General features: G+C 66.6%; 20 protein-coding genes. 11 read left to right on the forward strand and 9 right to left on the reverse strand.

Translation table 11 applies throughout. The features are described 5' to 3' along the window. Positions 1 to 11: 11 nt before the first annotated feature. The 3 genes from serB to ACRVY7_RS16065 are packed head-to-tail and all read left to right on the forward strand — an operon-like array spanning position 12 to position 2442. Positions 12 to 1235, forward strand: a complete 1224-nt coding sequence (gene serB / locus ACRVY7_RS16055) for a phosphoserine phosphatase SerB (protein WP_064870299.1) — start codon at positions 12 to 14, stop codon at positions 1233 to 1235. Then, positions 1232 to 1981: an aminoacyl-tRNA hydrolase gene (locus tag ACRVY7_RS16060; protein WP_431817763.1), complete on the forward strand. Its 750-nt coding sequence runs from the start codon at positions 1232 to 1234 to the stop codon at positions 1979 to 1981. The genes serB and ACRVY7_RS16060 overlap by 4 nt, the downstream gene beginning before the upstream one ends. Next, on the forward strand, positions 1978 to 2442 hold the full coding sequence (locus tag ACRVY7_RS16065; protein WP_431817764.1) for a cupin domain-containing protein: 465 nt from the start codon (positions 1978 to 1980) through the stop codon (positions 2440 to 2442). The genes ACRVY7_RS16060 and ACRVY7_RS16065 overlap by 4 nt, the downstream gene beginning before the upstream one ends. 8 nt (positions 2443 to 2450) lie before the next feature. On the opposite strand, the gene ACRVY7_RS16070 is transcribed toward ACRVY7_RS16065, so the two are convergent. Both ACRVY7_RS16070 and ACRVY7_RS16075 read right to left on the reverse strand, forming a co-directional pair. Next, the gene (locus ACRVY7_RS16070; protein WP_431817765.1) at positions 2451 to 3425 is read right to left on the reverse strand and encodes a metal-dependent hydrolase; all 975 of its coding nucleotides are present in this window, start codon (positions 3423 to 3425) and stop codon (positions 2451 to 2453) included. Between the two features lie 106 nt (positions 3426 to 3531). Further along, the gene (locus ACRVY7_RS16075; RefSeq protein WP_431817766.1) at positions 3532 to 4530 is read right to left on the reverse strand and encodes an LLM class flavin-dependent oxidoreductase; all 999 of its coding nucleotides are present in this window, start codon (positions 4528 to 4530) and stop codon (positions 3532 to 3534) included. A gap of 132 nt (positions 4531 to 4662) precedes the next feature. On the opposite strand from ACRVY7_RS16075, the gene ACRVY7_RS16080 reads away from it, so the two are divergent. Then, positions 4663 to 5511 carry an ABC transporter ATP-binding protein gene (locus ACRVY7_RS16080; protein WP_064870289.1) on the forward strand — a complete coding sequence of 283 codons (849 nt, stop codon included), beginning with the start codon at positions 4663 to 4665 and terminating at the stop codon, positions 5509 to 5511. Positions 5512 to 5588: 77 nt separating this feature from the next. Further along, positions 5589 to 6419, forward strand: a complete 831-nt coding sequence (locus tag ACRVY7_RS16085) for an NUDIX hydrolase (protein ID WP_431817767.1) — start codon at positions 5589 to 5591, stop codon at positions 6417 to 6419. Positions 6420 to 6453: 34 nt separating this feature from the next. Here ACRVY7_RS16085 and ligD read toward each other — a convergent pair whose 3' ends face one another. After that, complete coding sequence (gene ligD, locus ACRVY7_RS16090) at positions 6454 to 7473, reverse strand: non-homologous end-joining DNA ligase (RefSeq protein WP_431817768.1); 1020 nt, start codon at positions 7471 to 7473, stop codon at positions 6454 to 6456. Positions 7474 to 7550: 77 nt separating this feature from the next. Between ligD and ACRVY7_RS16095 the strand changes: the two genes are divergently transcribed. Both ACRVY7_RS16095 and ACRVY7_RS16100 read left to right on the forward strand, forming a co-directional pair. Further along, the gene (locus ACRVY7_RS16095) at positions 7551 to 8339 is read left to right on the forward strand and encodes an enoyl-CoA hydratase/isomerase family protein (RefSeq protein ID WP_431817769.1); all 789 of its coding nucleotides are present in this window, start codon (positions 7551 to 7553) and stop codon (positions 8337 to 8339) included. 125 nt (positions 8340 to 8464) lie between these two features. Next, on the forward strand, positions 8465 to 9451 hold the full coding sequence (locus ACRVY7_RS16100) for a class I SAM-dependent methyltransferase (RefSeq protein WP_049698432.1): 987 nt from the start codon (positions 8465 to 8467) through the stop codon (positions 9449 to 9451). A 52-nt stretch (positions 9452 to 9503) separates the two neighbouring features. Here the strand turns inward: ACRVY7_RS16100 and ACRVY7_RS16105 are convergent, their stop codons facing one another. Then, on the reverse strand, positions 9504 to 9863 hold the full coding sequence (locus tag ACRVY7_RS16105; RefSeq protein ID WP_431817770.1) for a hypothetical protein: 360 nt from the start codon (positions 9861 to 9863) through the stop codon (positions 9504 to 9506). A gap of 119 nt (positions 9864 to 9982) precedes the next feature. Between ACRVY7_RS16105 and ACRVY7_RS16110 the strand changes: the two genes are divergently transcribed. Beyond that, positions 9983 to 11209 (forward strand): THUMP-like domain-containing protein, encoded by a 1227-nt coding sequence (locus ACRVY7_RS16110; protein ID WP_431817771.1) that lies wholly within the window; start codon positions 9983 to 9985, stop codon positions 11207 to 11209. 135 nt (positions 11210 to 11344) lie between these two features. Here the strand turns inward: ACRVY7_RS16110 and ACRVY7_RS16115 are convergent, their stop codons facing one another. Next, positions 11345 to 12628, reverse strand: a complete 1284-nt coding sequence (locus ACRVY7_RS16115; protein ID WP_431817772.1) for an alpha-amylase family glycosyl hydrolase — start codon at positions 12626 to 12628, stop codon at positions 11345 to 11347. Beyond that, entirely contained in the window at positions 12628 to 13956 is a 1329-nt protein-coding gene (locus tag ACRVY7_RS16120) for an outer membrane protein assembly factor BamB family protein (protein WP_431817773.1), read from the reverse strand. Before ACRVY7_RS16120 ends, ACRVY7_RS16115 begins: the two co-directional genes overlap by 1 nt. A gap of 161 nt (positions 13957 to 14117) precedes the next feature. Between ACRVY7_RS16120 and ACRVY7_RS16125 the strand changes: the two genes are divergently transcribed. Next, positions 14118 to 14873 carry an acyltransferase gene (locus tag ACRVY7_RS16125; protein WP_064870275.1) on the forward strand — a complete coding sequence of 252 codons (756 nt, stop codon included), beginning with the start codon at positions 14118 to 14120 and terminating at the stop codon, positions 14871 to 14873. Positions 14874 to 14882: 9 nt separating this feature from the next. Here ACRVY7_RS16125 and ACRVY7_RS16130 read toward each other — a convergent pair whose 3' ends face one another. Genes ACRVY7_RS16130 through ACRVY7_RS16140 form a run of 3 tightly spaced genes read right to left on the reverse strand, consistent with a single transcriptional unit; the run spans position 14883 to position 18570 of the window. Then, positions 14883 to 16157: a glycosyltransferase family 4 protein gene (locus ACRVY7_RS16130; protein WP_431817774.1), complete on the reverse strand. Its 1275-nt coding sequence runs from the start codon at positions 16155 to 16157 to the stop codon at positions 14883 to 14885. After that, the gene (locus ACRVY7_RS16135) at positions 16154 to 17719 is read right to left on the reverse strand and encodes a 1,4-alpha-glucan branching protein domain-containing protein (RefSeq protein ID WP_431817775.1); all 1566 of its coding nucleotides are present in this window, start codon (positions 17717 to 17719) and stop codon (positions 16154 to 16156) included. The genes ACRVY7_RS16130 and ACRVY7_RS16135 overlap by 4 nt, the downstream gene beginning before the upstream one ends. A 17-nt stretch (positions 17720 to 17736) precedes the next feature. Next, positions 17737 to 18570 (reverse strand): class I SAM-dependent methyltransferase, encoded by an 834-nt coding sequence (locus ACRVY7_RS16140; protein ID WP_431817776.1) that lies wholly within the window; start codon positions 18568 to 18570, stop codon positions 17737 to 17739. A 205-nt stretch (positions 18571 to 18775) separates the two neighbouring features. On the opposite strand from ACRVY7_RS16140, the gene ACRVY7_RS16145 reads away from it, so the two are divergent. Both ACRVY7_RS16145 and ACRVY7_RS16150 read left to right on the forward strand, forming a co-directional pair. After that, positions 18776 to 19561 (forward strand): electron transfer flavoprotein subunit beta/FixA family protein, encoded by a 786-nt coding sequence (locus tag ACRVY7_RS16145; protein WP_049698424.1) that lies wholly within the window; start codon positions 18776 to 18778, stop codon positions 19559 to 19561. Between the two features lie 83 nt (positions 19562 to 19644). Next, a complete protein-coding gene (locus ACRVY7_RS16150; protein ID WP_049698423.1) occupies positions 19645 to 20598 on the forward strand; it encodes an electron transfer flavoprotein subunit alpha/FixB family protein in 954 nt (317 codons plus the stop codon). Positions 20599 to 20639: the final 41 nt, after the last annotated feature.

Consider the following 20639-nt stretch of genomic DNA (forward strand, 5'->3'; position numbering starts at 1 on the left):
ACAACGCCTCGATGGAGCAATCCACACCGGTCCTGATCACGGTCACCGGCCCGGACAAGCCGGGCGTCACCTCGGTCCTCATGGGAGCGCTCGCGGCGCAGCAGGTGAGTCTGCTCGACGTCGAGCAGGTGGTCATCAACGACCGCCTGACGCTCGGGGTCATGGTCTCGGTCGACACCGACCCCGAAGAGGTTCAGGACGTCGTCGAGCAGGCGATGGGCTCGATCGGCATGGATGTGATCGTCGAGGTCGGCGGCACGCCGGCCGGGCACCGTCCGTCGACTCACGCGGTGGTCTTGCTCGGAAGTCCGGTGACCGCCAGAGCCTTCCGCGCGGTCGCGGCCGAACTCGCAGGCCAGGGCGGCAACATCGATTCGATCCGGGGTGTTGCCGACTATCCGGTGACCGGCCTCGAATTGATGGTCAGCGTCGGTGGGCGCAACAGCGTCGCTGCCGACGCCGACCTCCGCAAGGGTTTGGCGGGCGTTGCGGCCAAGCACGGTGTCGACATCGCGATCGAGCGAGGTGGACTCGCACGGCGTGCCAAGCGACTTGTCGTCTTCGACGTCGACTCGACGCTCATCCAGGGCGAGGTCATCGAGATGCTCGCCGCACATGCGGGTCGCGAGGCCGAGGTCGCCGCGGTGACCGAGGCTGCGATGCGCGGCGAACTCGACTTCGCCGAATCGCTGCGCGAACGCGTCGCGGCACTCGAGGGTCTCGATGCGCGCGTCCTCGACGAGGTGGCGGGTTCGCTGCAACTGACACCCGGCGCGCGCACCACAATCCGCACGCTGCACCGCCTCGGATATCGCTGCGGTGTGGTCTCCGGCGGGTTCCGTCAGGTGATCGACGGCCTCGCGCACGACCTCGAACTCGACTTCGTCCGTGCCAACACCCTGGAAGTCGTCGATGGCCGGCTGACAGGTCGGGTCATCGGCGAGATCATCGATCGCCCCGGCAAAGCACGTGCGTTGCGGGCATTCGCCGACCAGGTAGGCGTGCCGATGGAACAGACAATCGCCGTCGGCGACGGAGCCAACGACATCGACATGCTCTCGGTCGCGGGCCTCGGAATCGCCTTCAACGCCAAACCCGCGCTTCGCGAGGTCGCCGACGCCGCGTTGAACCATCCGTTCCTCGACGCGGTGCTGTTCATCCTCGGCGTGACCCGCGACGAAATCGAGGCCGCAGACGCCGCCGACGGAGTCCTGCGGCGCGTCCCGTTGCCATGACGTCTACGGAGTCCGTCGTCGATCCCTTCGACGACGCCTATCGACGTCTCGTCGGCTATGTCGGCGGCGCTGACGATCCCGATAATCCTGCCGACGTCCTCGCGATGCAGATGGTGTTGCGGATCGAGAAGTCCGACCCGCCCGACCGCACCGAGTTGCTCACCGCGGCAGCGCGGTCGGTCGCATTGCTCTGCCTCGATGACCGATCCGGCTCCGACGGCCCGTGGTCGGAGCCGATGACGGCGTGGTGTGATGCGCGCATCCGGAAGATCGCGCGCCGTGCCCGAGGCACGCATTGGCTTGCGGCACAAGAGGTGTGGGGTGTCACGGCCACCGAGGGTGACGCGCAGGCGCGGGCGTTCGTCCCCGGACGTGTCGGCGACGTCGACCGCCGCATCTCTCGCCTGCAGATCGGCGGCACCGACGTCGACGGGTCGTTGCCATCGACGCCCGGTGGGGCAGGCGTATGCCTCTGGGTGAATCCCGATCTCGAGATGACCGTCGGCAAACTGGCGGCGCAGGTCGGCCACGGGTCGATGCTCGCCGTGAAGCTCCTCGACGAGCAGGCGGCGCGTCAATGGCGCGACGCGGGATGTCCGCTGTCGGTGTGCCTGGCTGATCGAGATCGATGGAAGGATCTGCTCGCCGCCGACGCTCAGCAGCGGGCAGTTGCGGTGCGTGACGCCGGCTTCACCGAGATCGCGCCCGGGTCGGTGACCGTGATCGCGGAGGTGGTCGGCGAATGAGCGACGCGTCGCGGCTACCTGAGTGGGCACAAACACTTGACCTGCAGCCCCACCCCGAGGGTGGCTGGTATCGCGAGACCTGGCGTAGCGGCGTCGAGATCCCCGGTGGCGCACTGCCTTTGGGATATGAGGGCACGCGCGTCGCTGCGACAGCGATCTATTTTGTGTTGCTGCCGGGCGAGCAGTCGTCGTGGCATACGGTGCGCGGCGCGGAGATGTGGCTCTTCCATCGCGGCGCCCCGGTGGAACTCGACCTCGGCGGTGACGGGGAGGCGCCGAACGATGTCGAGACCGTGGTCGTCGGACCCGACGTCGAAATAGGGCAGCGTCCGCAAGCCCTTGTCCCGCCTGGGAATTGGCAACGCGCGCGTGCAGTCGGCGACGAGGCGTCGCTCGTCAGTTGCGTCGTCGCGCCGGGTTTCGACTTCGCGGATTTCGCGCTACTCGAACCGCGACGGTAAGCAGGGGTTCAGGCCGTCGACGTTACGTCGACGACGTCGCCCTGGCCGTCGGGGACACGTTTGGCGATCTCACCGACGCCGATCGAATACCAGCGGGCGGCTGCCCGTGGGTCCTCGTCGTAGCGTCGGAACCAGCGGGCCGCGAAGTCGGGGAGTCGCTCGTAGAGCGGATCGTGGTCGGGTGCCTGTGATCGCACGAGTCCGACGAACATCTCGATCATCTCGCGCATTGGCACGTCGGCGTAGGTCGTGTCGTATTCCGTATGCGTCCGGTTGAATCGCCACACGGCGGCCATCGACCGCAGGGTCACCCCGGCCGGGACCAGGTCGGCGAATTCGCCGCCTTCACCGACGGGCACGTGCTCACGAAAGCCGTCGCCGACGATCCGCAGCATCTCGTTCATGTGCCTGACCACTCCCGCGAGGGTCTTGAGCCGGTAGAGGTAGCTGTCGTGGACGGCGTCGTACACCCTCAGCGCCGAGCTCCGATGCTCCATCTCCTCGACGAAATGCCAGATGAAGAGCGACGAAATGCGCTCATCACCGGGTTCGAACAGCTTGTCGTCGTGGTCGAGGAACACGCGGAAGTAGGGCGTGAAGGTCGCCTCCACCACCGCGGCGTAGGCCAGACGCCAGGCGAGCGGCTTGGTCGCGAGCAACCGATCGTAAGATGCGATGACCTCGTCCATCGTGTGTTTGAGTCCGGGCCACCGACGGATGAGCGCTCGCAGGTGGGCCAGGTGAGCGGCCGTGTGCTGCCCCTCCTGTTTGATGTAGTCGGTCGCTTCGTCGACCATCTCCGGATCGCGCATCAACGGCAGAGCTTCGCGTGTCGACTGCACGATCAGCTTCTCGAAGCCGGGCGCGAAGAACGACACGACGTTGCACTGCATCGCGAAGGCGGGTCGCTGCGGGTGCCAGTTGAACGGGATGTCGTCTCCGGCGAGGTCGAACTTGACTCTGCGGACCTTGAGGTCGGACATCCTGACTCCTCATCGCCCGCCGGGCCGGGCTCGGCCTCGGCGTGATGAGGTTGATCATACATATACCGATTGTGTGTATGACCAAAACGGAAGTGATCGGCTCCGGTCAGACCGGCTGCGTGGAGGGCTGCACCGCAGGCGCGAGGTGGCCGAGCGTGCTCAGCCACACATCACGGTCGGGAGCAATCGACGCGACGATGAGTTCGTCGGCGTTGGCGTGCCCGGCAAACCAGTCGAGGTAGTCGCGGACCTCTGCGGGAGTGCCGACGCCCGCATAGGTCAGCATCGAGTCGATCTGCCTGCCCTGCGGCATCTCGAGGATCGCGTCGGCCTCGTCGTCGGTGAACTGCCGACGGCCTCGACCGAGAAGCGCGGTCACTCGCTGGCGCTTGGCCTGGCGGAGCTGCGCTGCCGCGACATCCGGATCGTCGTCGGCGATCACGCAGACACCCGCGATCACGTACGGCTCGGCGAGTGCCTCGGACGGCTGGAACTGGTCACGGTAGAGCGCGACGGCCTCGGTGAGGGCCTGCGGAGCGAAGTGCGATGCGAAGGCATACGGCAGGCCGAGCGCGGCGGCGAGTTGTGCACCGAACAACGACGAACCGAGGATGTAAAGCGGGACGTCGGTGCCCGCACCGGGTGTTGCGCCGACTCCGGGAATGCGCGATTCGCCGCGTAGATAGCCCTGCAGTTCGAGCACATCGGATGGGAAGCGGTCGGCCGACGCCATGTCACGACGCAGCGCGGTGAAGGTTTGCTGGTCGCTGCCGGGCGCCCGCCCGAGGCCGAGGTCGATGCGGCCGGGGTGCAGTTCGGCGAGTGTGCCGTACTGCTCGGCGATCGTCAGCGGTGCGTGATTGGGGAGCATCACGCCGCCCGCGCCGAGGCGGATCGTCGAGGTGTGTGCGGCGACGTGCGCGATGAGAACGGCGGGTGCCGACGACGCGATCGAGCGCATGTTGTGATGCTCGGCGTACCAGATTCGCCGGTAGCCCCACAGCTCGGCTTTGGTGGCCATTTCTGTTGAGGCAGCCAGGGATTGGGCGACGGTTTCGTTGCGACCGACCTGGGCGAGGTCGAGGATGGACAGATCAACGGACATACCTAGGGCAAGGAGTACGGCGTCGAAGGTATTCCCTCTTGTGGGCCGTTTCGGTGTGGGCGAACACGTCGAGGAAAACCTCGACATGTTCTCTCGCGTCCGAGCATCCGGGAGGCCGCCCGGTAGGGCACGATGGGACGGGTGAGTGACACTGCATCCTCGGACCCGGACCTGCTCGTCGATTTTCGTGACGTCACACTCGTGCGCGGTGGCAAGACGCTTGTCGGGCCGATCGATTGGCAAGTCGAGCTCGACGAACGCTGGGTGATCATCGGCCCCAACGGTGCGGGCAAGACGTCGCTCTTGCGTATGGCCGCCGCCGAACTGCACCCGTCGTCGGGCACCGCGTATCTGCTCAACGAGCCACTCGGCCGAGTGGAGGTGCGTGAGTTGTCGACGCGAATCGGCGTCAGTAGCCCCGGCCTCGCCGACCGGGTTCCCGACGACGAGGTCGTCAGTGACGTCGTGATCTCGGCGGGCTATTCGGTGATCGGTCGGTGGCGTGAGGATTATGACGACGTCGATCGCGCGCAGGCCGTCGAATCGCTCGAGTCGATGGGTGCCGAGCATCTCGCCGACCGGAGATTCGGCACCCTGTCGGAGGGCGAGCGTAAGCGAGTGCTGATCGCGCGCGCGTTGATGACCGACCCCGAGTTGCTGCTCCTGGACGAACCCGCCGCGGGCCTCGACCTCGGCGGTCGTGAGGAGCTCGTCGACCGGCTGTCGATCCTCGCGCAGGACCCCGACGCCCCCGCCACCGTGCTCATCACCCACCACGTCGAGGAGATCCCGCCCGGCTTCACCCACGCGATGCTGCTCTCCGAAGGCGGCGTCGTCGCGCAGGGGCTGCTCGGTGACGTACTGACGAGCAAGAACCTCTCCGACACGTTCCGTCAGCAGATCACGTTGACCAAGGACGGCTCCCGCTTCTTCGCGCGTCGTTCGCGTCGTGCCGGATCCCACCGACGGGCCGCCGGGTAGCAGCGATAGTGTCGATTCGGTGACGCGGACCACAGGTTGTGGCCCACGTAGGAGTTGGCACAGAGCAGGAGATCGACATGACCGATACAGAGGCCGCGACAGCCCACGCGGAGACCGTCGCGCCATTGCGCGACGCTGCGACGGTCGTGCTGGCGCGCGACGCCGACGGCGGTATCGAGGTCTTCCTGCAGCGTCGGGTCAAGCAGATGGCGTTCGCCGGTGGGATGACGGTCTTTCCCGGCGGCGGCGTCGATCCCCGTGACGCCGACGCCGATCTCGCTTGGACCGGCCCCGACGCGGCCTGGTGGGCACAGCAGTTGGGCACCACGGAAGAACTCGCCCAGGCCCTCGTCTGCGCGGCGGTTCGCGAGACCTTCGAGGAGTGCGGTGTGCTGCTCGCGTCGCGGCCCGACGGCTCGTTCGCCGACCCGGCGACGCTGCGTGACGAACGCCGCAAGCTGGTCGACAAGACGATCTCGTTCGCCGAGTTCCTCCGCGCCCACAATCTCACGCTGCGTGCCGACCTGTTGCGTCCGCTCGCGCACTGGATCACACCGAAGAACGAGAAGCGACGCTACGACACCCGCTTCTTCCTCGCAGCCATGCCTGAGGGGCAGGTCGCCGACGACGCGACGTCGGAAGCCGACGTCGCGCGGTGGGCAGGCGCGGCCGACGCTCTCGCGGCCTGGTCTGACGGCAAGCACTTCCTGCTGCCGCCGACCTGGTCTCAGCTGACCGAGGTCGCCCGGTTCGACACCGTCGACGAGCTGCTGGCCGCGGAGCGCACGATCGAGACGATCGAACCCGAGGTGAGCGCAGGGCATGGGCTGAGCGGCTTGAGTTTCTCCGGTTCCGACGCATACATGGCGACGCTCGCCGATCAACCGATTCCCGACATCACGCTCTGAGAGCTACTGCCTGAATCCGCCTGCGTGCGGGGTCTCAGCGGTCGAGGTCGACGACATCCGGGTCGTCGGTGGCGTCGGTCTCTTCTTGATCGGTCTCTCCCCGGTCGACCTCGTCTCGGTCGGCCCATTCCAGCAGGGTGTCGATGCGATAGGCGACGTCGTCGATCTCCGCGTGCAGGTCGCCGAGTTCGGCGAAGCGCGCAGGCATCGTCGCGATGGTGAAGTCGTCGGGTGCGACGTCGTCGACCTCCGACCACAGGATCGGCGCCGAGACCGTCGCGCGCGGATTGCCGCGTACCGAGTAGGCGGCAGCCATGGTGTGGTCACGCGTGTTCTGGTTGTAGTCGACGAACAGCGCCGCGGGGTCGCGGTCCTTGCGCCACCACGTCGTGGTGACCTCGTCGGGTGCTCGACGCTCGACCTCGCGCGCGAAAGCCAATGCGGCGCGGCGTAATTGGTTGAAACTCCACTCCGGTTCGATTCGCACGTAGATGTGCATGCCACGTCCGCCGGACGTTTTGGGAAAGCCTCGCACACCCAGTTCGTCGAGCACCTCGTGCGCGACGTGCGCCACCCGTTGCACGCGATCAAAGGTGCACTCCGGCATCGGGTCGAGGTCGATGCGCCATTCGTCGGGCAGCTCGGGATCCGAACATCGTGAGTTCCAGGGATGGAACTCGACCGTCGACATCTGCACCGCCCAGATGACGCTGCCCAGTTCGGTCACACAGAGCTCGTCGGCGGTGCGGCCGAAGCGCGGGAAGTAGATCTCGGTGGTCTGCAGCCAGTCGGGAGCGCCCGCGGGTACCCGCTTCTGGTGGACCTTCTTGCCGTCGACGCCCTTGGGGAATCTGTGCAACATGCACGGCCGGTTGCGCAGCGCCCGCACAATGCCGTCGCCGACAGCGATGTAGTAGTCGGCGAGGTCACGTTTGGTCTCGCCGCGTTCGGAGAAGTAGATGCGGTCTGGACTCGAGAGTCGGATCGTGCGTTCGCCGACGGACAGTTCGACGGGTTCGCCGGCCGACGACTTCGAGGACGGCGAAGGTGCCATGCACCAACTGTAGGTCGTCGGGTCTCGGCGGTGGCCCACATCACGGCTGGGCGTCGCTGGACGGTAGCCTTCGACACATGCCTGAGTTCGTGACCCTAGAGACCTCTGACGACCATCCAGGAGTGGGAACGATCCTGCTCAACCGCCCGCCGATGAACGCGCTGAACCGGCAGGTCCAGACCGAGTTGGAGGCGGCGGCACACGAGGCGACCGACCGTTCCGACATCAAGGCCGTCGTCGTCTACGGCGGACCCAAGGTGTTGGCGGCAGGCGCCGACATCAAAGAGATGACCGACATGACGTTCGCCGAGATGTCGAAGGTGGCCGGTCGCCTGCAGCGTGCGCTCGGATCGATCTCCGAGATCCCCAAGCCGACCGTCGCCGCGATCACCGGATACGCACTCGGTGGCGGGCTCGAGGTGGCGCTCGGCGCCGACCGTCGTATCGCGGGCGACAACGCGAAGCTGGGCGTCCCCGAGGCGCTCCTCGGCGTGATTCCCGGCGGCGGCGGCACGCAGCGACTGGCGCGTCTCGTCGGCCCCGCCAAGGCGAAGGACATGATCTTCACCGGCCGCTTCGTCGGGGCAGAGGAGGCACTGAGGATCGGCCTGGTCGACGAGGTCGTCGCGCCCGATGAGGTCTACAACGCAGCACTGGCGTGGGCAGGGCAGTTCCGCAATGCCGCGAGCCTGGCGCTGGCAGCGGCGAAGAGGTCGGTCGACCAGGGGCTCGGCGTCGACCTCGAGACCGGACTGAAGATCGAGGGACAGCAGTTCGCGGCGCTCTTCGCCACCGACGATCGCAAGATCGGCATGGATTCGTTCATCGCCAACGGGCCGGGCAAGGCGCAGTTCACCGGGAAGTGACCGCTGGTCCTGCATTCGACGGCGGGTAGGGTTCAACGGCAACGTGCCATTACCGGCGAGTAGGAATCGCTGTCGCGGCAGCCAGAGCCGTCGCGACGAGACAGGATAGGGCGAAAGTAGGAGACATGACGACCACGGAGAACGAGTCGGCAGCAGACCACGTCGATCCGGCACCCAATCCGCATGCCACCGAGGAGCAGGTCAAGGCCGCGCTGGAAGACACCAAGCTCGCGCAGGTGCTCTACCACGACTGGGAGGCCGAGACCTACGACGAGAAGTGGTCGATCAGCTTCGACGAACGGTGCATCGACTATGCGCGCGGCAGGTTCGACGCCGTGGCCGCCGACGAGTCGCTGCCCTACGAGCGTGCAATGGAACTCGGTTGTGGCACAGGATTTTTCCTGCTCAACCTGTTGCAGTCCGGTGTCGCGAAGAAGGGCTCGGTCACCGATCTCTCGCCGGGAATGGTCAAGGTCGCGCTGCGTAACGCGGAGAACCTCGGCCTCGACGTCGACGGCCGTGTCGCCGACGCCGAGCGGATTCCCTACGACGACAACACCTTCGACCTCGTCGTCGGCCACGCTGTGCTGCACCACATCCCCGACGTCGAGCAGGCGTTGAGCGAAGTGCTTCGTGTGCTCAAGCCGGGCGGACGCTTCGTGTTCGCAGGCGAGCCTTCGACGATCGGCGACTTCTACGCGCGGTGGATGAGCCGGGCCACCTGGTGGGCCACCACCCACGTCACCAAGTTCGGCCCGCTCAAGGCGTGGCGTCGACCGCAGGAGGAGCTCGACGAGTCGTCGCGCGCAGCAGCGCTCGAGGCCGTTGTCGACATCCACACCTTCGATCCCGACGAGTTGGCAGACATCGCGCGTTCGGCCGGGGCAGCCCGGGTCGAGACCGCGACCGAGGAGTTGGCCGCCGCGATGCTCGGCTGGCCCGTCCGCACCTTCGAGGCCGCCGTGCCGTCGGAGAAGCTCGGTTGGGGTTGGGCCGGCTTCGCCTTCGGCGGGTGGAAGCGGATGACCTGGCTCGACGAGAACGTGCTGCGTAAGGTCGTGCCGCCGAAGTTCTTCTACAACGTCGTGGTGAGCGGGTACAAGCCGAAGTGATCGGCGGGTGATCTGCGGACTGCGGCTCGGGTTCCCGGCGCGGCGTGGCGGATCAGCCCAGGGGCGTCAACTGCGACGTCGCGACCGGGACGCCGAGGATCGTGTTGACGACCCTGTATCCGTTGGCGTTCTTCGTGATGACCAGCCCGCTGGCGGGTGGGATCACGGCGACGGCACCGTTGGGTGTGTCGATGAGTTGCAGCGGCTGATTGGCCGGGCCGATCAGTTGGTTGCCCACTACGCGGTATTCGTTGCATCGCTCGTCGACGGAGCTTCCGTACTGGGTCTTCACGCAGAAGTTGTAGCGCCCGTCGGCGACCTCGGCCTCCGCATTCGCTGCACCGACTGCGGTTCCGATGACGACCGCCGCCCCGACGAGCGTGCCGACCATGACCATTCTCTTCGTGTTCACGGCCTCATAGTTGCTTAGCCTTACCTAGTAGTCAATATCGGGCATGCCCGAGCGCCTGTGCTCACCGCTCGTGTGCCAAGGTGTCTGTGGAACCGGCACGCGCCAGGGGAGTTGCGACTGTGGGATACGAATTCACGCTCGACGATGTCGCCTTCCTCCGTGGTCGTTACGGCGAGAAGGCGCTCGACGTCGTCTCGGGTATGGCGTTGACGCCGTCGTCGATGATCGCTGACGTCGAAGCGGCGCGACGACGCTACGCGCCTCACGACGCCGCGCTCATCGAGACGGTGCGTGATCGCCGCCGAGCTGCGCGCAAACTGCGCGACGCCGATCAGTGGCTGCTCACCGACGATGCTCTTCAGCAGGCGACGCCGAGTGTGGTTGCGGCACATCGCGCTGCTGAGATCGCGCAGCGTTTCCCCGGTGCGGTGATCCACGACATCACGTGTTCAATAGGCGGTGAGGTCGTCGAACTCGCATCACAGGATGGGATCGCCGGCGTGATCGGGAGCGACCTCGACCACGTGAGACTGTCCATGGCGCAACACAATCAGCACGTCCTCGGTCAGTTGCACACTCCGACTGCGCTTCTCGTCGCCGATGCACTGACCCCCACGTCGACGGCCGACGTGGTGATCGCCGACCCTGCCCGACGTTCCGGCGCCGGACGGGTCTTTCGGCTCGACCAACTCACGCCGCCGCTTCCCGACGTCTTGATGACCTATGCGGGCCGCGTCGTGATCGTCAAATGTGCTCCGGGCCTTGACTATCGGGCGCTGCGTAACCGCTTCGGCTTCACCGGAGAGGTGCAGATCACCTCGCTCGACGGTGGTGTCCGTGAAGCCTGCCTCTGGAGCGGACCGGGGATCGTCGACCGAACACGAGCAACGGTGCTGCGTACCGGTAGCGACGGCGTTGTGAGCGGTTTCGAGGTCACCGACGACGAGCCCGACGACGTCGACCAACACGGTCCGGTCGGTCGGTGGATCGTCGACCCCGACGGCGCCGTCGTCCGCGCGGGACTGGTGCGTCAGTACGCCGCGCGGCACGGGCTGCGGCAACTCGACCCGCAGATCGCCTACCTCACCGGCGAGCAGGTGCCGTTGGGGGAGAGGGGATTCGAGGTCATCGAGGAGGTTTCGACGTCGGAGAAGGTGTTGCGCAAGACCCTCGCCGCGCACGACTGCGGAACGTTGGAGATCCTCGTCCGCGGACTCGACGTCGACCCCGACGCGTTGCGGAAGCGGTTGCGCCTCAAGGGATCGCGGTCACTGGCGCTCGTGCTCACCCGCATTGGCCGCAAGGGCGTCGGGTTCCTGTGCGAGGCCGGCGTCAGGGCGCGCTAGTCGCGCGCAGAAAACCACACCCCTCGGGTCCTCCGCACGTACCGGTACATGTGAGCCACCCGCAAGGCGTAACTTTCTGCGCGGCCGGCGATGTGGTCAGCGCCCCCGAAGTCAGTCCCGGGCAGATGACTACGACTAGTCCTGCGCGAGCTCGGTACCGGCGATGTACCAGCCGCCCGGCTCGAGGTGGATCGAGTCGCCCTCGCGATGCGAGGCTTCCGACTCGAGGTGCCCGGTGGTACCCAGCTCGACAGTCACGTCAGCAGGTTCCTGAGCGGCGTTGAGCGCCACAGTGATCGGCTGTTCGGTGTGGACGCGGTAGACCAGTAGGCCCTGGTTCACGTCGAGTGTCTGCACGTGCCCGTGCTCGATGTCGGGGAAGCGGCGTCGAAGTCCCAGCAGCCGCTGGTGGAGTCGGTAGATTTTCGGCAGCGACGCGTCGTCGGGAGGTGTCTGCGGCAGCGTCGGTCGGATCGCGTCGTCGCCGCCGACGCGTTCTTCTTTCGTTCCGGTCCAACCCAATTCGTCGCCGTAGTAGATCGCCGGGGTGCCGGGCAGGGTGGCCAGGAGCACGACGGCGAGATCAGCGGAACGCTGGGCGAGTCGGGTCGCAATGCGGGTCACGTCGTGATTGCCGACGAACGTCCACGGTACAAACGTGGTCAGCATCTCGTCGTGTCGTGTCAGCGCCCACTGCAGTTCGTGCATGTTGGCATCGATGATGCTGCTCCACACGGCTTTCCACAGCTCGTACTGGGTTACCGAGTCGACCCCACTGTCGGAGACGAATCCGGGATAGTCGCCGTGAATGACCTCCGCGAGCACATAGGTGTCGGGGAATCGCTCACGCACGCGGGGTAGAACGGTGCGCCAGAAGACACTCGGGACCGCATAGGCCGCATCGAGACGCCACGCGTCGGCGCCTGCGTCGAGCCAGTGACACATCACGTCGACGACCAGATCGGCGACGTCGGGATTGCGATGATCGAGCGCGACCAGATCGTCGTGACCTTCGAAGGTGCGCACGGTGCCGTCACGTTGGCGACGCACCAAGCTCGAACCGTCGGCAACTCGATCATGCTGGCGTGACACGTGATTGAACACGCCGTCGAGCATGATCCTGATGCCGCGCGACCGGCATGCGGAGACGAGGGCGTCGAAATCGGCTTTGTCGCCGAGACGTTCGTCGATGGTGAAGTAGTCCAGGGTGTCGTAGCCGTGGGTTGCGGACTGGAAGATCGGACCGAGCGCGATCCCGTTGACTCCCAACGCGACTGCGTAGTCGAGCCAGTCGATGAGTGCCGACAGTGGGCGTCGGCAGGTCCGGTCGACGCCGGTGGTGTCGGCGCCCAGTGCACCGAGTGGGTACACGTGCCACCAGATCGACGTCGCGACCCAGTTCGGCGTGGTGGCTGTCATCAGTCGATGTTCTTCTTCGAGTCGAAGAAGAACACCTCGCCGATGTTCGTGGCCGTGGCGATCTGTCCCGACGGCGACACCGCGACGCCCGTCGTGAAGCCCTCTGCGCCGGGCATCGCCACGGTGCGCTTCGTGGAGCCGTTCGACGTGTCGACCTCGATGAGCGACAGCGAGTTCTTGCCCTGATCGCGTACGACGGTCCACGCGGTCTTCGATGACGTGAGGGTCGACAGGCTCACGGCGGCGAGATCCTTGCGCTGCCACACCTGCTCAGCTTTGTCGCCGCGGTCGCGAAGCAGGGTCAGCGGGGCGCCGATGACACCGGTCGGGATGATCAGGCCGTCGGGGGAGACGGTCATGGACGCGAATCCGTACCCGCCGTTGTCGTAGGTCCACTTGGTCTTGCCGGTCGCGGCGTCGAGCGCGACGATCTGGCCGAGGCGGCTGAAGGTGTAGAGCGTGTTGCTGTCGGCCGACAGCGTCGGTGCGCCGATCACACCACCGGGAACGTCGGCATGCCAGACCTCCCGGACAACACGGCCGTCGTTCTGCTTCGCGTACGAGAAGCCGCGGATCTGCGACGCGATCGCGCCGGTCGGCCAGAAGTTCAGGAAGAAGCGGCTGTGCTGTTCGTCGACGGCGGGCGGCGCGGGCACGGCGCAGCGTGGGCCGTTGCTGACGCAGTCGCCGTAGCCCCAGAGCGGGTCGCCGGGGTCGGCCTCGGGTCGCAGGCGCACCTCGGGTGCGGTGAAGTCGCTGTTCTGGGTGTTGAGCATCAGGATCTGACCCTGCGTGGTCACCACGAGTACCTCGCCGGGGGCGGCGAACTTGGCCGACAGCGGCACCCCGATCACCGGCATCCGCCAGCGGATCGCGCCGCCGGCGTTGAACGCCACGAAGGTGGTCTCCTCGCCGACGTAGGGCTGATCGAATTGGTCGAGCAGGGTGGAGTTTCCCTCGATGCCCGCACGCATTCGTTTGCAGAAGTTCATACGCCCCGAGTTGGGATCGAGGGCGAGCAGGTTGCAACCGTTGGCGGTATTCGCGGTGACGTTGACGTTCGATTGGTTGGACAGCGTGAGAGGTGCGGTCACCGGGCCGCCTGTCGGGCGGGTCCAGCTCAGGGTGAGGTCGTCGGGGATCGACGGATAGGTGTAGTTCGAGTTCGCGCCGTTGCCGCCGTAGCTGGCCCAGCCGGGGCTCGCCACCGAACGGACGTCGATGTGCCCGTCCGAGCAGGCGCTGAGTGCCACCACGGCACCGAGCAGGAGCGCCAGCGGCGCCAGAACCCGTCGCGGTACCCGAATCCGGGGGCCAACCACAGCCATCCTGCTCCCGTCATGTTCGGTCTCCGGCACTGCACCGGGACGCCAGCAGTTGAGCCTATCGTGCGACGCTCCGCCGCTGGTTCGCACGGCGGCTCCGCTGCCCACTGAAGCCGCGGCTCCGCCGCCGAAGCCGGCAGCGCCGTCGATTATGGTGAGTCGTCATGACGACGATGTGGAACGCCTCGTATCGGTCGCGGTGGCGAGCAGGTCGACGCCGCGACCCGCGCCAGGCACGATTCCTCACCCTCGATTCGCTCCGCTGGGTGTTGCGCAACAAGGCGTACACGCCCTGGTACCTGGTTCGGTACTACCGGCTCGCGCGGTTCCGGATGGCCAACCCGCACATCGTGCTCAGGGGAATGCTCTTCCTCGGCCGGAACGTCGAGATCCACGCGACGCCGGAGCTGAGCAGGATGGAGATCGGACGCTGGGTCCACATCGGTGACGGCAACTCGATCCGCTGCCACGAGGGCACGATGCGCATCGGCGACAAGACGGTCTTCGGCTGCAACAACGTGGTCAACTCCTACCTCGACCTCGAGATCGGCGGGTCGGTGCTCGTCGCCGACTGGTGCTACATCTGCGACTTCGACCACAAGACCGACGACATCACGCTGCCCATCAAAGATCAGGGCATCGTGAAGGGTCCGGTCCGCATCGGCGCCGACACCTGGGTGGCCGCGAAGGTCTCGGTCCTGCGCAACACGATCGTCGGGCGAGGGTGCGTGCTCGGGTCGCACGCCGTGGTCAAGGGCGTGATCCCCGACTATTCGATCGCCGTGGGAGCGCCCGCGCGAGTCGTGAAGAACCGCAAGGACGACTGGGCTACCAATGCCGAGGAGCGCGCCGAACTCGAACGCGCACTTGCCGACATCGAACGCAAGAAGGCGCAAGCCCGCCAGGGGCCTGGCGCCTGACACGTCTGCTCAGGCCTGCCCTGGATCGCGTTCCGGGAGCGGCCTTTCGGCGATGAACGGGCGTCCCACGGGATGGCGGACTCGACGCTTTGCGGAGAGGTAGACGCCGCTGGTGCGTTCGGCCACCTCCCGCCAGGAGAACTCGGCAGTCAAGCGCGCCCGGGCGCGTCGTGCGCGCGCAGCGGCCTGCACCGGATCGGACAGGGATGACCGAACGGCAGCGGTCAGACCCGCGACGTCGCCGGGCGTGAACGTCAGTCCTGTCACCGGCGCCACGACGGCCTCGCCGAGTCCGCCCGCAGTGGAGACCACGAGAGGCGCACCGGTGGCGGCGGCTTCAAGCGCGACGATGCCGAAGGGCTCGTACCGAGAGGGCAACACGATCGCGTCGCACCGGTGCATCAGGTCGACGAGTTCGTCGTGCCCGACGCCGCCGAGGAACCGCACCGCGCGCGACACCCGGTGTCGGCGAGCGGTATCGACGAGCCAGTCGTACTGAGTGCCGTCGCCCGCAACGGTCAGCGTGGTGCCCGGGTGGGTTCGTCGGATGCGGGGGAGCGCGGCGAGAAGATCCTGCACGCCCTTCTCGTATTCGAGGCGCCCGGCGAACAGCAACTCCGCGGGTCCCTGCGTGCGTGTCCGTTCGGCGTATGGCCAGGTGTCGACGTCGATGCCGTTGTGGATGACCTGGACGTCGGGCAGCCCAGGCCCGAAGAGTCTGGTCACCTCGTCACGCATCGACGCCGAGCAGGCGATGAGAGCGTCGGACTCGTTGGCGAGCCACCACTCGACCGAGTGCACCTGACGGTTGGTTCGTCCGCTGACCCAGCCGCTGTGTCTGCCCGCCTCGGTGGCGTGGATCGTCGAGACGAGCGGGACGTCGAACAGTTCGGCGAGCGTGATCGCCGGGTGCGCGACGAGCCAGTCGTGGGCGTGCACCACCTCGGGCGTCCAGCGCGTGTCCGAGTCTGCAGTGAGGATGCCGGTACTGAGGATGCGCAGTCCGGCGCGGACGAACGCGTGACCCATGGCGAGTGTCCACGCCATCATGTCTTGCCCGAATTCGAACTCTGGCGGGTCCTCCGCAACGGCGATCACCCGCACGCCTTCGACGACGGTGTCGGTGGTCGGGTGAGTGAGTGCGTCGGTACCCGACGGCTTGCGGGTCAGCACCGCGACGTCGTGCCCGATGGCGGCGAGTTCGGTGGCGAGGTGATGCACGTGCCTGCCGAGGCCACCTACCACGACGGGCGGGTACTCCCACGAGACGAGAAGAACTCTCATGCGCGCTCGTCTCCGCGGAGCCGACGGGCGTCGAGGTCGGCGAACAGGCCGTCGGCGAGATTCCAATTGGCGGCGAGACGCGCTGCCTGCTCGGTGCGTCCGCGCAACGCGGCGTCGGCGATCTCACGCATGGCGTGCGCATGGGTGTGGGCTCGACGCACCGCGTACTCGGCCGCGGTGTCTTTCGAGACCATGAAGGGCCAGTCCGACGAGACGGTCAGCAGTGTCTCCCGGACGATCTGATCGGCAACGCGATCACGACCCGACCCCGCATCGAGAAGTTTGTCGACGGTGTCGAGTGCTGTCTCGACGACCTCTGCGTTGAGTTCGACGAGGTGCTCGACCTGCGGCCCGTTCCATACACGCCAATCCTTACCGGAACCCCACGAGCTATCGGTGAGGGAAACCGGTTCTCCGACAAGGCCATCGGCCGCTGCCGATGCCATCGTCCCGACCCGCACCCCGGCTTCGGGAAGGCGTCGAAGCACCTGTTCGAGCCACGCGGGTCCCTCATGCCACCAATGGCCGAACAACTCGGTGTCGAACGCTGCGACGACCAGCGCGGGTCGGCCGATCCGCTCCGATTCCGAGATCAGGCGTGCGCGAACGTGTTCGACGAAGTCGTCGACCTGGCGCTCGATCACGGGCGCGACGCGGTCGGGGTCGTAGGGCTTCTTATGCTGCGCTGCAACGGTTTTGCCGGTCACGCGCGACATCTTGAAGCCGGTCGTGTGGTCGTAGGTGTGGAAGTCGCGGTAGGCGGAGTGGCCCGGATATCCCGATTTGGGCGACCACACTTGATAACTCACGGTCAGGTCGCGGCCGAAGGCGAGGACGTCGGAGTCTCCGACGGGTCGGGCGAGCGACGTGTCGCCGTGCAGCGCGGGGCCGTCGACCATGAAGTGTCGTACGCCCGCAGCCGAATACTCGGACTCCATTCCCGGCGTGAACGCGCACTCGGGCGCCCAGATCCCTTGCGGCGCAGTACCCCACCGTGATCGAGCGTCGGCAAGCCCCTCGGTGAGGGAGAATCGACGCAACCTCGGATCGAGCAGCGGCGCGAACGGATGGGCGAGCGGGCCGCCGAGGATTTCGACGACGTTGCTGTCGGCGAGTGTTCGGATCAGTGGACTCGCACCGTGTTGCCAGTGGCGTTCAAAGTCGCCCACCGCCCTTGCCGCACACCGGAATTCGTGCCCGGCGAGCTCGCGTCGGATCGGGTCCGGATTGTCTGCGGCCGCCACCGCCCGCAGTTGCCAGTCGGCGAGCCACTCGTGCATCGAGCGAAGGCTGTGCGGGTCGTCGAGTTGGGCGGCCAACACGGGTGTGATGCCCAGCGAGAGCTGATCGGTGAATCCGTCGGCGGCCAGACGTCGGAGCATGGCGAAGACCGGAAGGTACGACGCCGCCCACGACTGGTAGAGCCACTCCTCGCCGACCGGCCAGCGACCGTGGTTGGCAAGCCACGGCAGGTGAGAGTGCAGCACCAGGGTGAACTGGCCGGGCACGGCGCTACCGCTGCTCTGTGGGTGCGCCGCAGTGCGGGGTGAGGAGACAGTCATCGGGTGTGCCGGGGTCGTCAGGGTCGGACCGCGATGGCGAAGAGGTCGAGCGACGCGTCGATGTCTGCGGTTGCACTGTCGGGGGAGGTTTCGAGGATGACGAAGTCGTCAGCGGAGATCGCGGCGACGTCGGCGACGAGGTCGGCGGGCCAGTCCTCTCCCGCCAAGGCTCGCTCGATCTGTGCGTCGATCAGCGATCCGCCCCACTTCGCGTCCAACTCCGCCAAGCCCGCGCCGTGGTAAACGCCGTGCATCACAACGGATTCCAGCCCGCCGTCGGTCAGCAGATCGGTGAGCTCGGCGGCGTCGAGTTCGCGTGTGTGGAACGGATTCAGCGGGGTGTCGCGGCCGGGCGAGAAGGTGATGCGATTGGGCGTCGAGATGAGGAGACGCCCGCCGGGACGCAGCACTCGACGGCACTCGGCGATGAAGGCGGCCTGGTCCCACAGATGTTCGATGACCTGGAAGTTCACGACCACGTCGACCGACTCGTCTGGCAGGGGGAGATCAACCAGGTTGCCGGCGATCATCGTCAGTTCCGGGTAGCGCCTGCGGGTGTGTTCGACGGCCGACGCGTCGTAGTCGACGCAGGTGACCGTCGCGCCCGCGGCGGCGAGCATCGCGCCGCCGTAGCCCTCACCGGAGCCTGCCTCGAGAACCTGTTTCCCTCTGCACGACTCCGCGATGAACCGGTAGGCGATCTCGTGGCGCCGGAACCAGTAGTTCTCTGCCGGGATGCCGGGAACCGTCCGCTCGCCGGTCAGTGCGAGTTGGGCATCGGTGTCCAATGCGTCCAGGTTTGCCGTCGGCCGACGGTCCGTTGTCGAGCCCTGTGCGTCGATCATCCCCATGAGACTAGTACCCGGGGCCGTCCCAAGAACGTGCCGCAGTCGCTTCGCCCGGCCGCACTCGTCGCATCCCGCCCGTTCGAACGCCGCCATAGTGTGAGGTAGGCGATGTTCTAAGGCAAAATAGGAGACGCTAAAGTGGGTGGAGACCGATGGCCTTACCCGCCGGTAAGTTGCCGAACCCGACGCAGGAGGTCGACGTAGACCCATGACAAACATTGTCGTTCTGATCAAGCAGGTTCCGGACACCTGGTCCGAGCGAAAGCTCTCCGAGACCGACTACACGCTCGATCGCGAGGCCGCTGACGCTGTGCTCGACGAGATCAACGAGCGCGCGGTCGAGGAAGCGCTGCAGATCAAGGAGGCCAACGGAGGCGAGGTCACCATCCTCACCGCAGGTCCCGAGCGTGCCACCGAAGCCATCCGCAAGGCACTGTCGATGGGTGCCGACAAGGCCATCCACATCAAGGACGATGCGCTGCACGGTTCGGACGCGGTTCAGACCGCGTACGTACTCGCCCGCGCACTCGGCACCGTCGAGGGTGTCGAGCTGGTCATCGCAGGTAATGAGGCCACCGACGGTCGCGTCGGTGCGATCCCCGCGATGATCGCCGAGTACCTCGAACTGCCGCATCTCACGCATCTGCGCAAGCTGACCGTCGAGGGCGAGTCCCTCAAGGGTGAGCGCGAGACCGACGACGGCATCTACCACGTCGAGGCCGAGCTTCCCGCGATCGTCAGCGTCAACGAGAAGATCAACGAGCCGCGCTTCCCGTCCTTCAAGGGCATCATGGCCGCCAAGAAGAAGGAAGTTCAGGTCGTCGGCCTCGCCGAGATCGACGTCGAGCCTTCCGATGTGGGCCTCGAGAATGCGGGCACGACCGTCACCAGCTCGACCCCGAAGCCTCCGAAGACCGCGGGTGAGCGTGTCACCGACGAGGGCGACGGCGGCGTGAAGGTTGCCGAGTACCTGGTCGGCCAGAAGATCATCTAGGCGCCGAACGCACCGAGACCACCTCACCGGCCCGCGCAGTCGACAGACTCGCCGCAGGCCACCAGACATCCAGGAGCAAAACAATGGCAGAAGTACTCGTTCTGGTCGAACAGGACGCCGAGGGCGCCCTCAAGAAGGTGACCAACGAACTGATCACCGCCGCTCGTGCACTCGGTACGCCGTCGGCCGTCGTGGTCGGCGCACCCGGTGGCGCCGACGGCATCATCGACGACCTCAAGGCCGCCGGTGCCGAGAAGATCTACGTCGCCGAGTCCGACGACGCGGCCAACTACCTGATCAGCCCCAAGGTCGACGTCCTGTCGTCGGTCGCTGAGCAGGCATCGCCCGCGGGCATCCTCGTCGCGGCCAACGCCGACGGCAAGGAGATCGCAGGTCGTCTTGCCGTGCGTCTCGGCTCGGGCGTGCTCGCCGACGTCGTCGACGTCAAGGAAGGCGCTGTCGGCGTCCACTCGATCTTCGGTGGCGCGTTCACCGTCGACGCGCAGGCCAAGGGTGACACCCCCATCTTCTCCGTGCGCCCCGGTGGCGTCGAGGCCGCACCGCAGGCTGCTGCGGGCGAGCGCGTCGACGTCGAGGTCCCGGCGCAGGAGGGTGGCGTGAAGATCACCAAGGTCGAGCCGAACGTCGGTGGCGACCGTCCGGAGCTCACCGAGGCGTCGATCGTCGTCTCCGGTGGTCGTGGCGTCGGAAGCGCCGAGAAGTTCTCCGTCGTCGAAGAACTCGCCGACTCGCTCGGTGCCGCTGTCGGCGCCTCGCGTGCCGCCGTCGACTCGGGCTACTACCCGGGCCAGTTCCAGGTCGGTCAGACCGGTAAGACCGTGTCGCCGCAGCTCTACGTCGCACTGGGCATCTCGGGCGCCATCCAGCACCGCGCAGGCATGCAGACCTCGAAGACGATCGTCGCCGTCAACAAGGATGAGGAAGCACCGATCTTCGAGATCTCTGACTTCGGCATCGTCGGCGACCTCTTCAACGTCGCACCGCAGCTGACCGAAGAGGTCAAGAAGCGCAAGTGATCTCGACAAGCTCGATCAGCGGTTAATCGCTCGATCATCGG

It is taken from the genome of Gordonia jacobaea (genome assembly GCF_965344965.1).
GTDB classification, from domain to species: Bacteria; Actinomycetota; Actinomycetes; order Mycobacteriales; family Mycobacteriaceae; genus Gordonia; species Gordonia jacobaea.

Bases quoted from the DNA above. Each gene is read 5' to 3' on its own strand.
- serB (WP_064870299.1), top strand. From the start codon at position 12: ATGGAGCAATCCACACCGGTCCTGATCACGGTCACCGGCCCGGACAAG.
- ACRVY7_RS16060 (WP_431817763.1), top strand. From the start codon at position 1,232: ATGACGTCTACGGAGTCCGTCGTCGATCCCTTCGACGACGCCTATCGA.
- ACRVY7_RS16065 (WP_431817764.1), top strand. From the start codon at position 1,978: ATGAGCGACGCGTCGCGGCTACCTGAGTGGGCACAAACACTTGACCTG.
- ACRVY7_RS16070 (WP_431817765.1), bottom strand. From the start codon at position 3,425: ATGTCCGACCTCAAGGTCCGCAGAGTCAAGTTCGACCTCGCCGGAGAC.
- ACRVY7_RS16075 (WP_431817766.1), bottom strand. From the start codon at position 4,530: ATGTCCGTTGATCTGTCCATCCTCGACCTCGCCCAGGTCGGTCGCAAC.
- ACRVY7_RS16080 (WP_064870289.1), top strand. From the start codon at position 4,663: ATGGGACGGGTGAGTGACACTGCATCCTCGGACCCGGACCTGCTCGTC.
- ACRVY7_RS16085 (WP_431817767.1), top strand. From the start codon at position 5,589: ATGACCGATACAGAGGCCGCGACAGCCCACGCGGAGACCGTCGCGCCA.
- ligD (WP_431817768.1), bottom strand. From the start codon at position 7,473: ATGGCACCTTCGCCGTCCTCGAAGTCGTCGGCCGGCGAACCCGTCGAA.
- ACRVY7_RS16095 (WP_431817769.1), top strand. From the start codon at position 7,551: ATGCCTGAGTTCGTGACCCTAGAGACCTCTGACGACCATCCAGGAGTG.
- ACRVY7_RS16100 (WP_049698432.1), top strand. From the start codon at position 8,465: ATGACGACCACGGAGAACGAGTCGGCAGCAGACCACGTCGATCCGGCA.
- ACRVY7_RS16115 (WP_431817772.1), bottom strand. From the start codon at position 12,628: ATGACAGCCACCACGCCGAACTGGGTCGCGACGTCGATCTGGTGGCAC.
- ACRVY7_RS16120 (WP_431817773.1), bottom strand. From the start codon at position 13,956: ATGGCTGTGGTTGGCCCCCGGATTCGGGTACCGCGACGGGTTCTGGCG.
- ACRVY7_RS16125 (WP_064870275.1), top strand. From the start codon at position 14,118: ATGACGACGATGTGGAACGCCTCGTATCGGTCGCGGTGGCGAGCAGGT.
- ACRVY7_RS16130 (WP_431817774.1), bottom strand. From the start codon at position 16,157: ATGAGAGTTCTTCTCGTCTCGTGGGAGTACCCGCCCGTCGTGGTAGGT.
- ACRVY7_RS16135 (WP_431817775.1), bottom strand. From the start codon at position 17,719: ATGACTGTCTCCTCACCCCGCACTGCGGCGCACCCACAGAGCAGCGGT.
- ACRVY7_RS16140 (WP_431817776.1), bottom strand. From the start codon at position 18,570: ATGGGGATGATCGACGCACAGGGCTCGACAACGGACCGTCGGCCGACG.
- ACRVY7_RS16145 (WP_049698424.1), top strand. From the start codon at position 18,776: ATGACAAACATTGTCGTTCTGATCAAGCAGGTTCCGGACACCTGGTCC.
- ACRVY7_RS16150 (WP_049698423.1), top strand. From the start codon at position 19,645: ATGGCAGAAGTACTCGTTCTGGTCGAACAGGACGCCGAGGGCGCCCTC.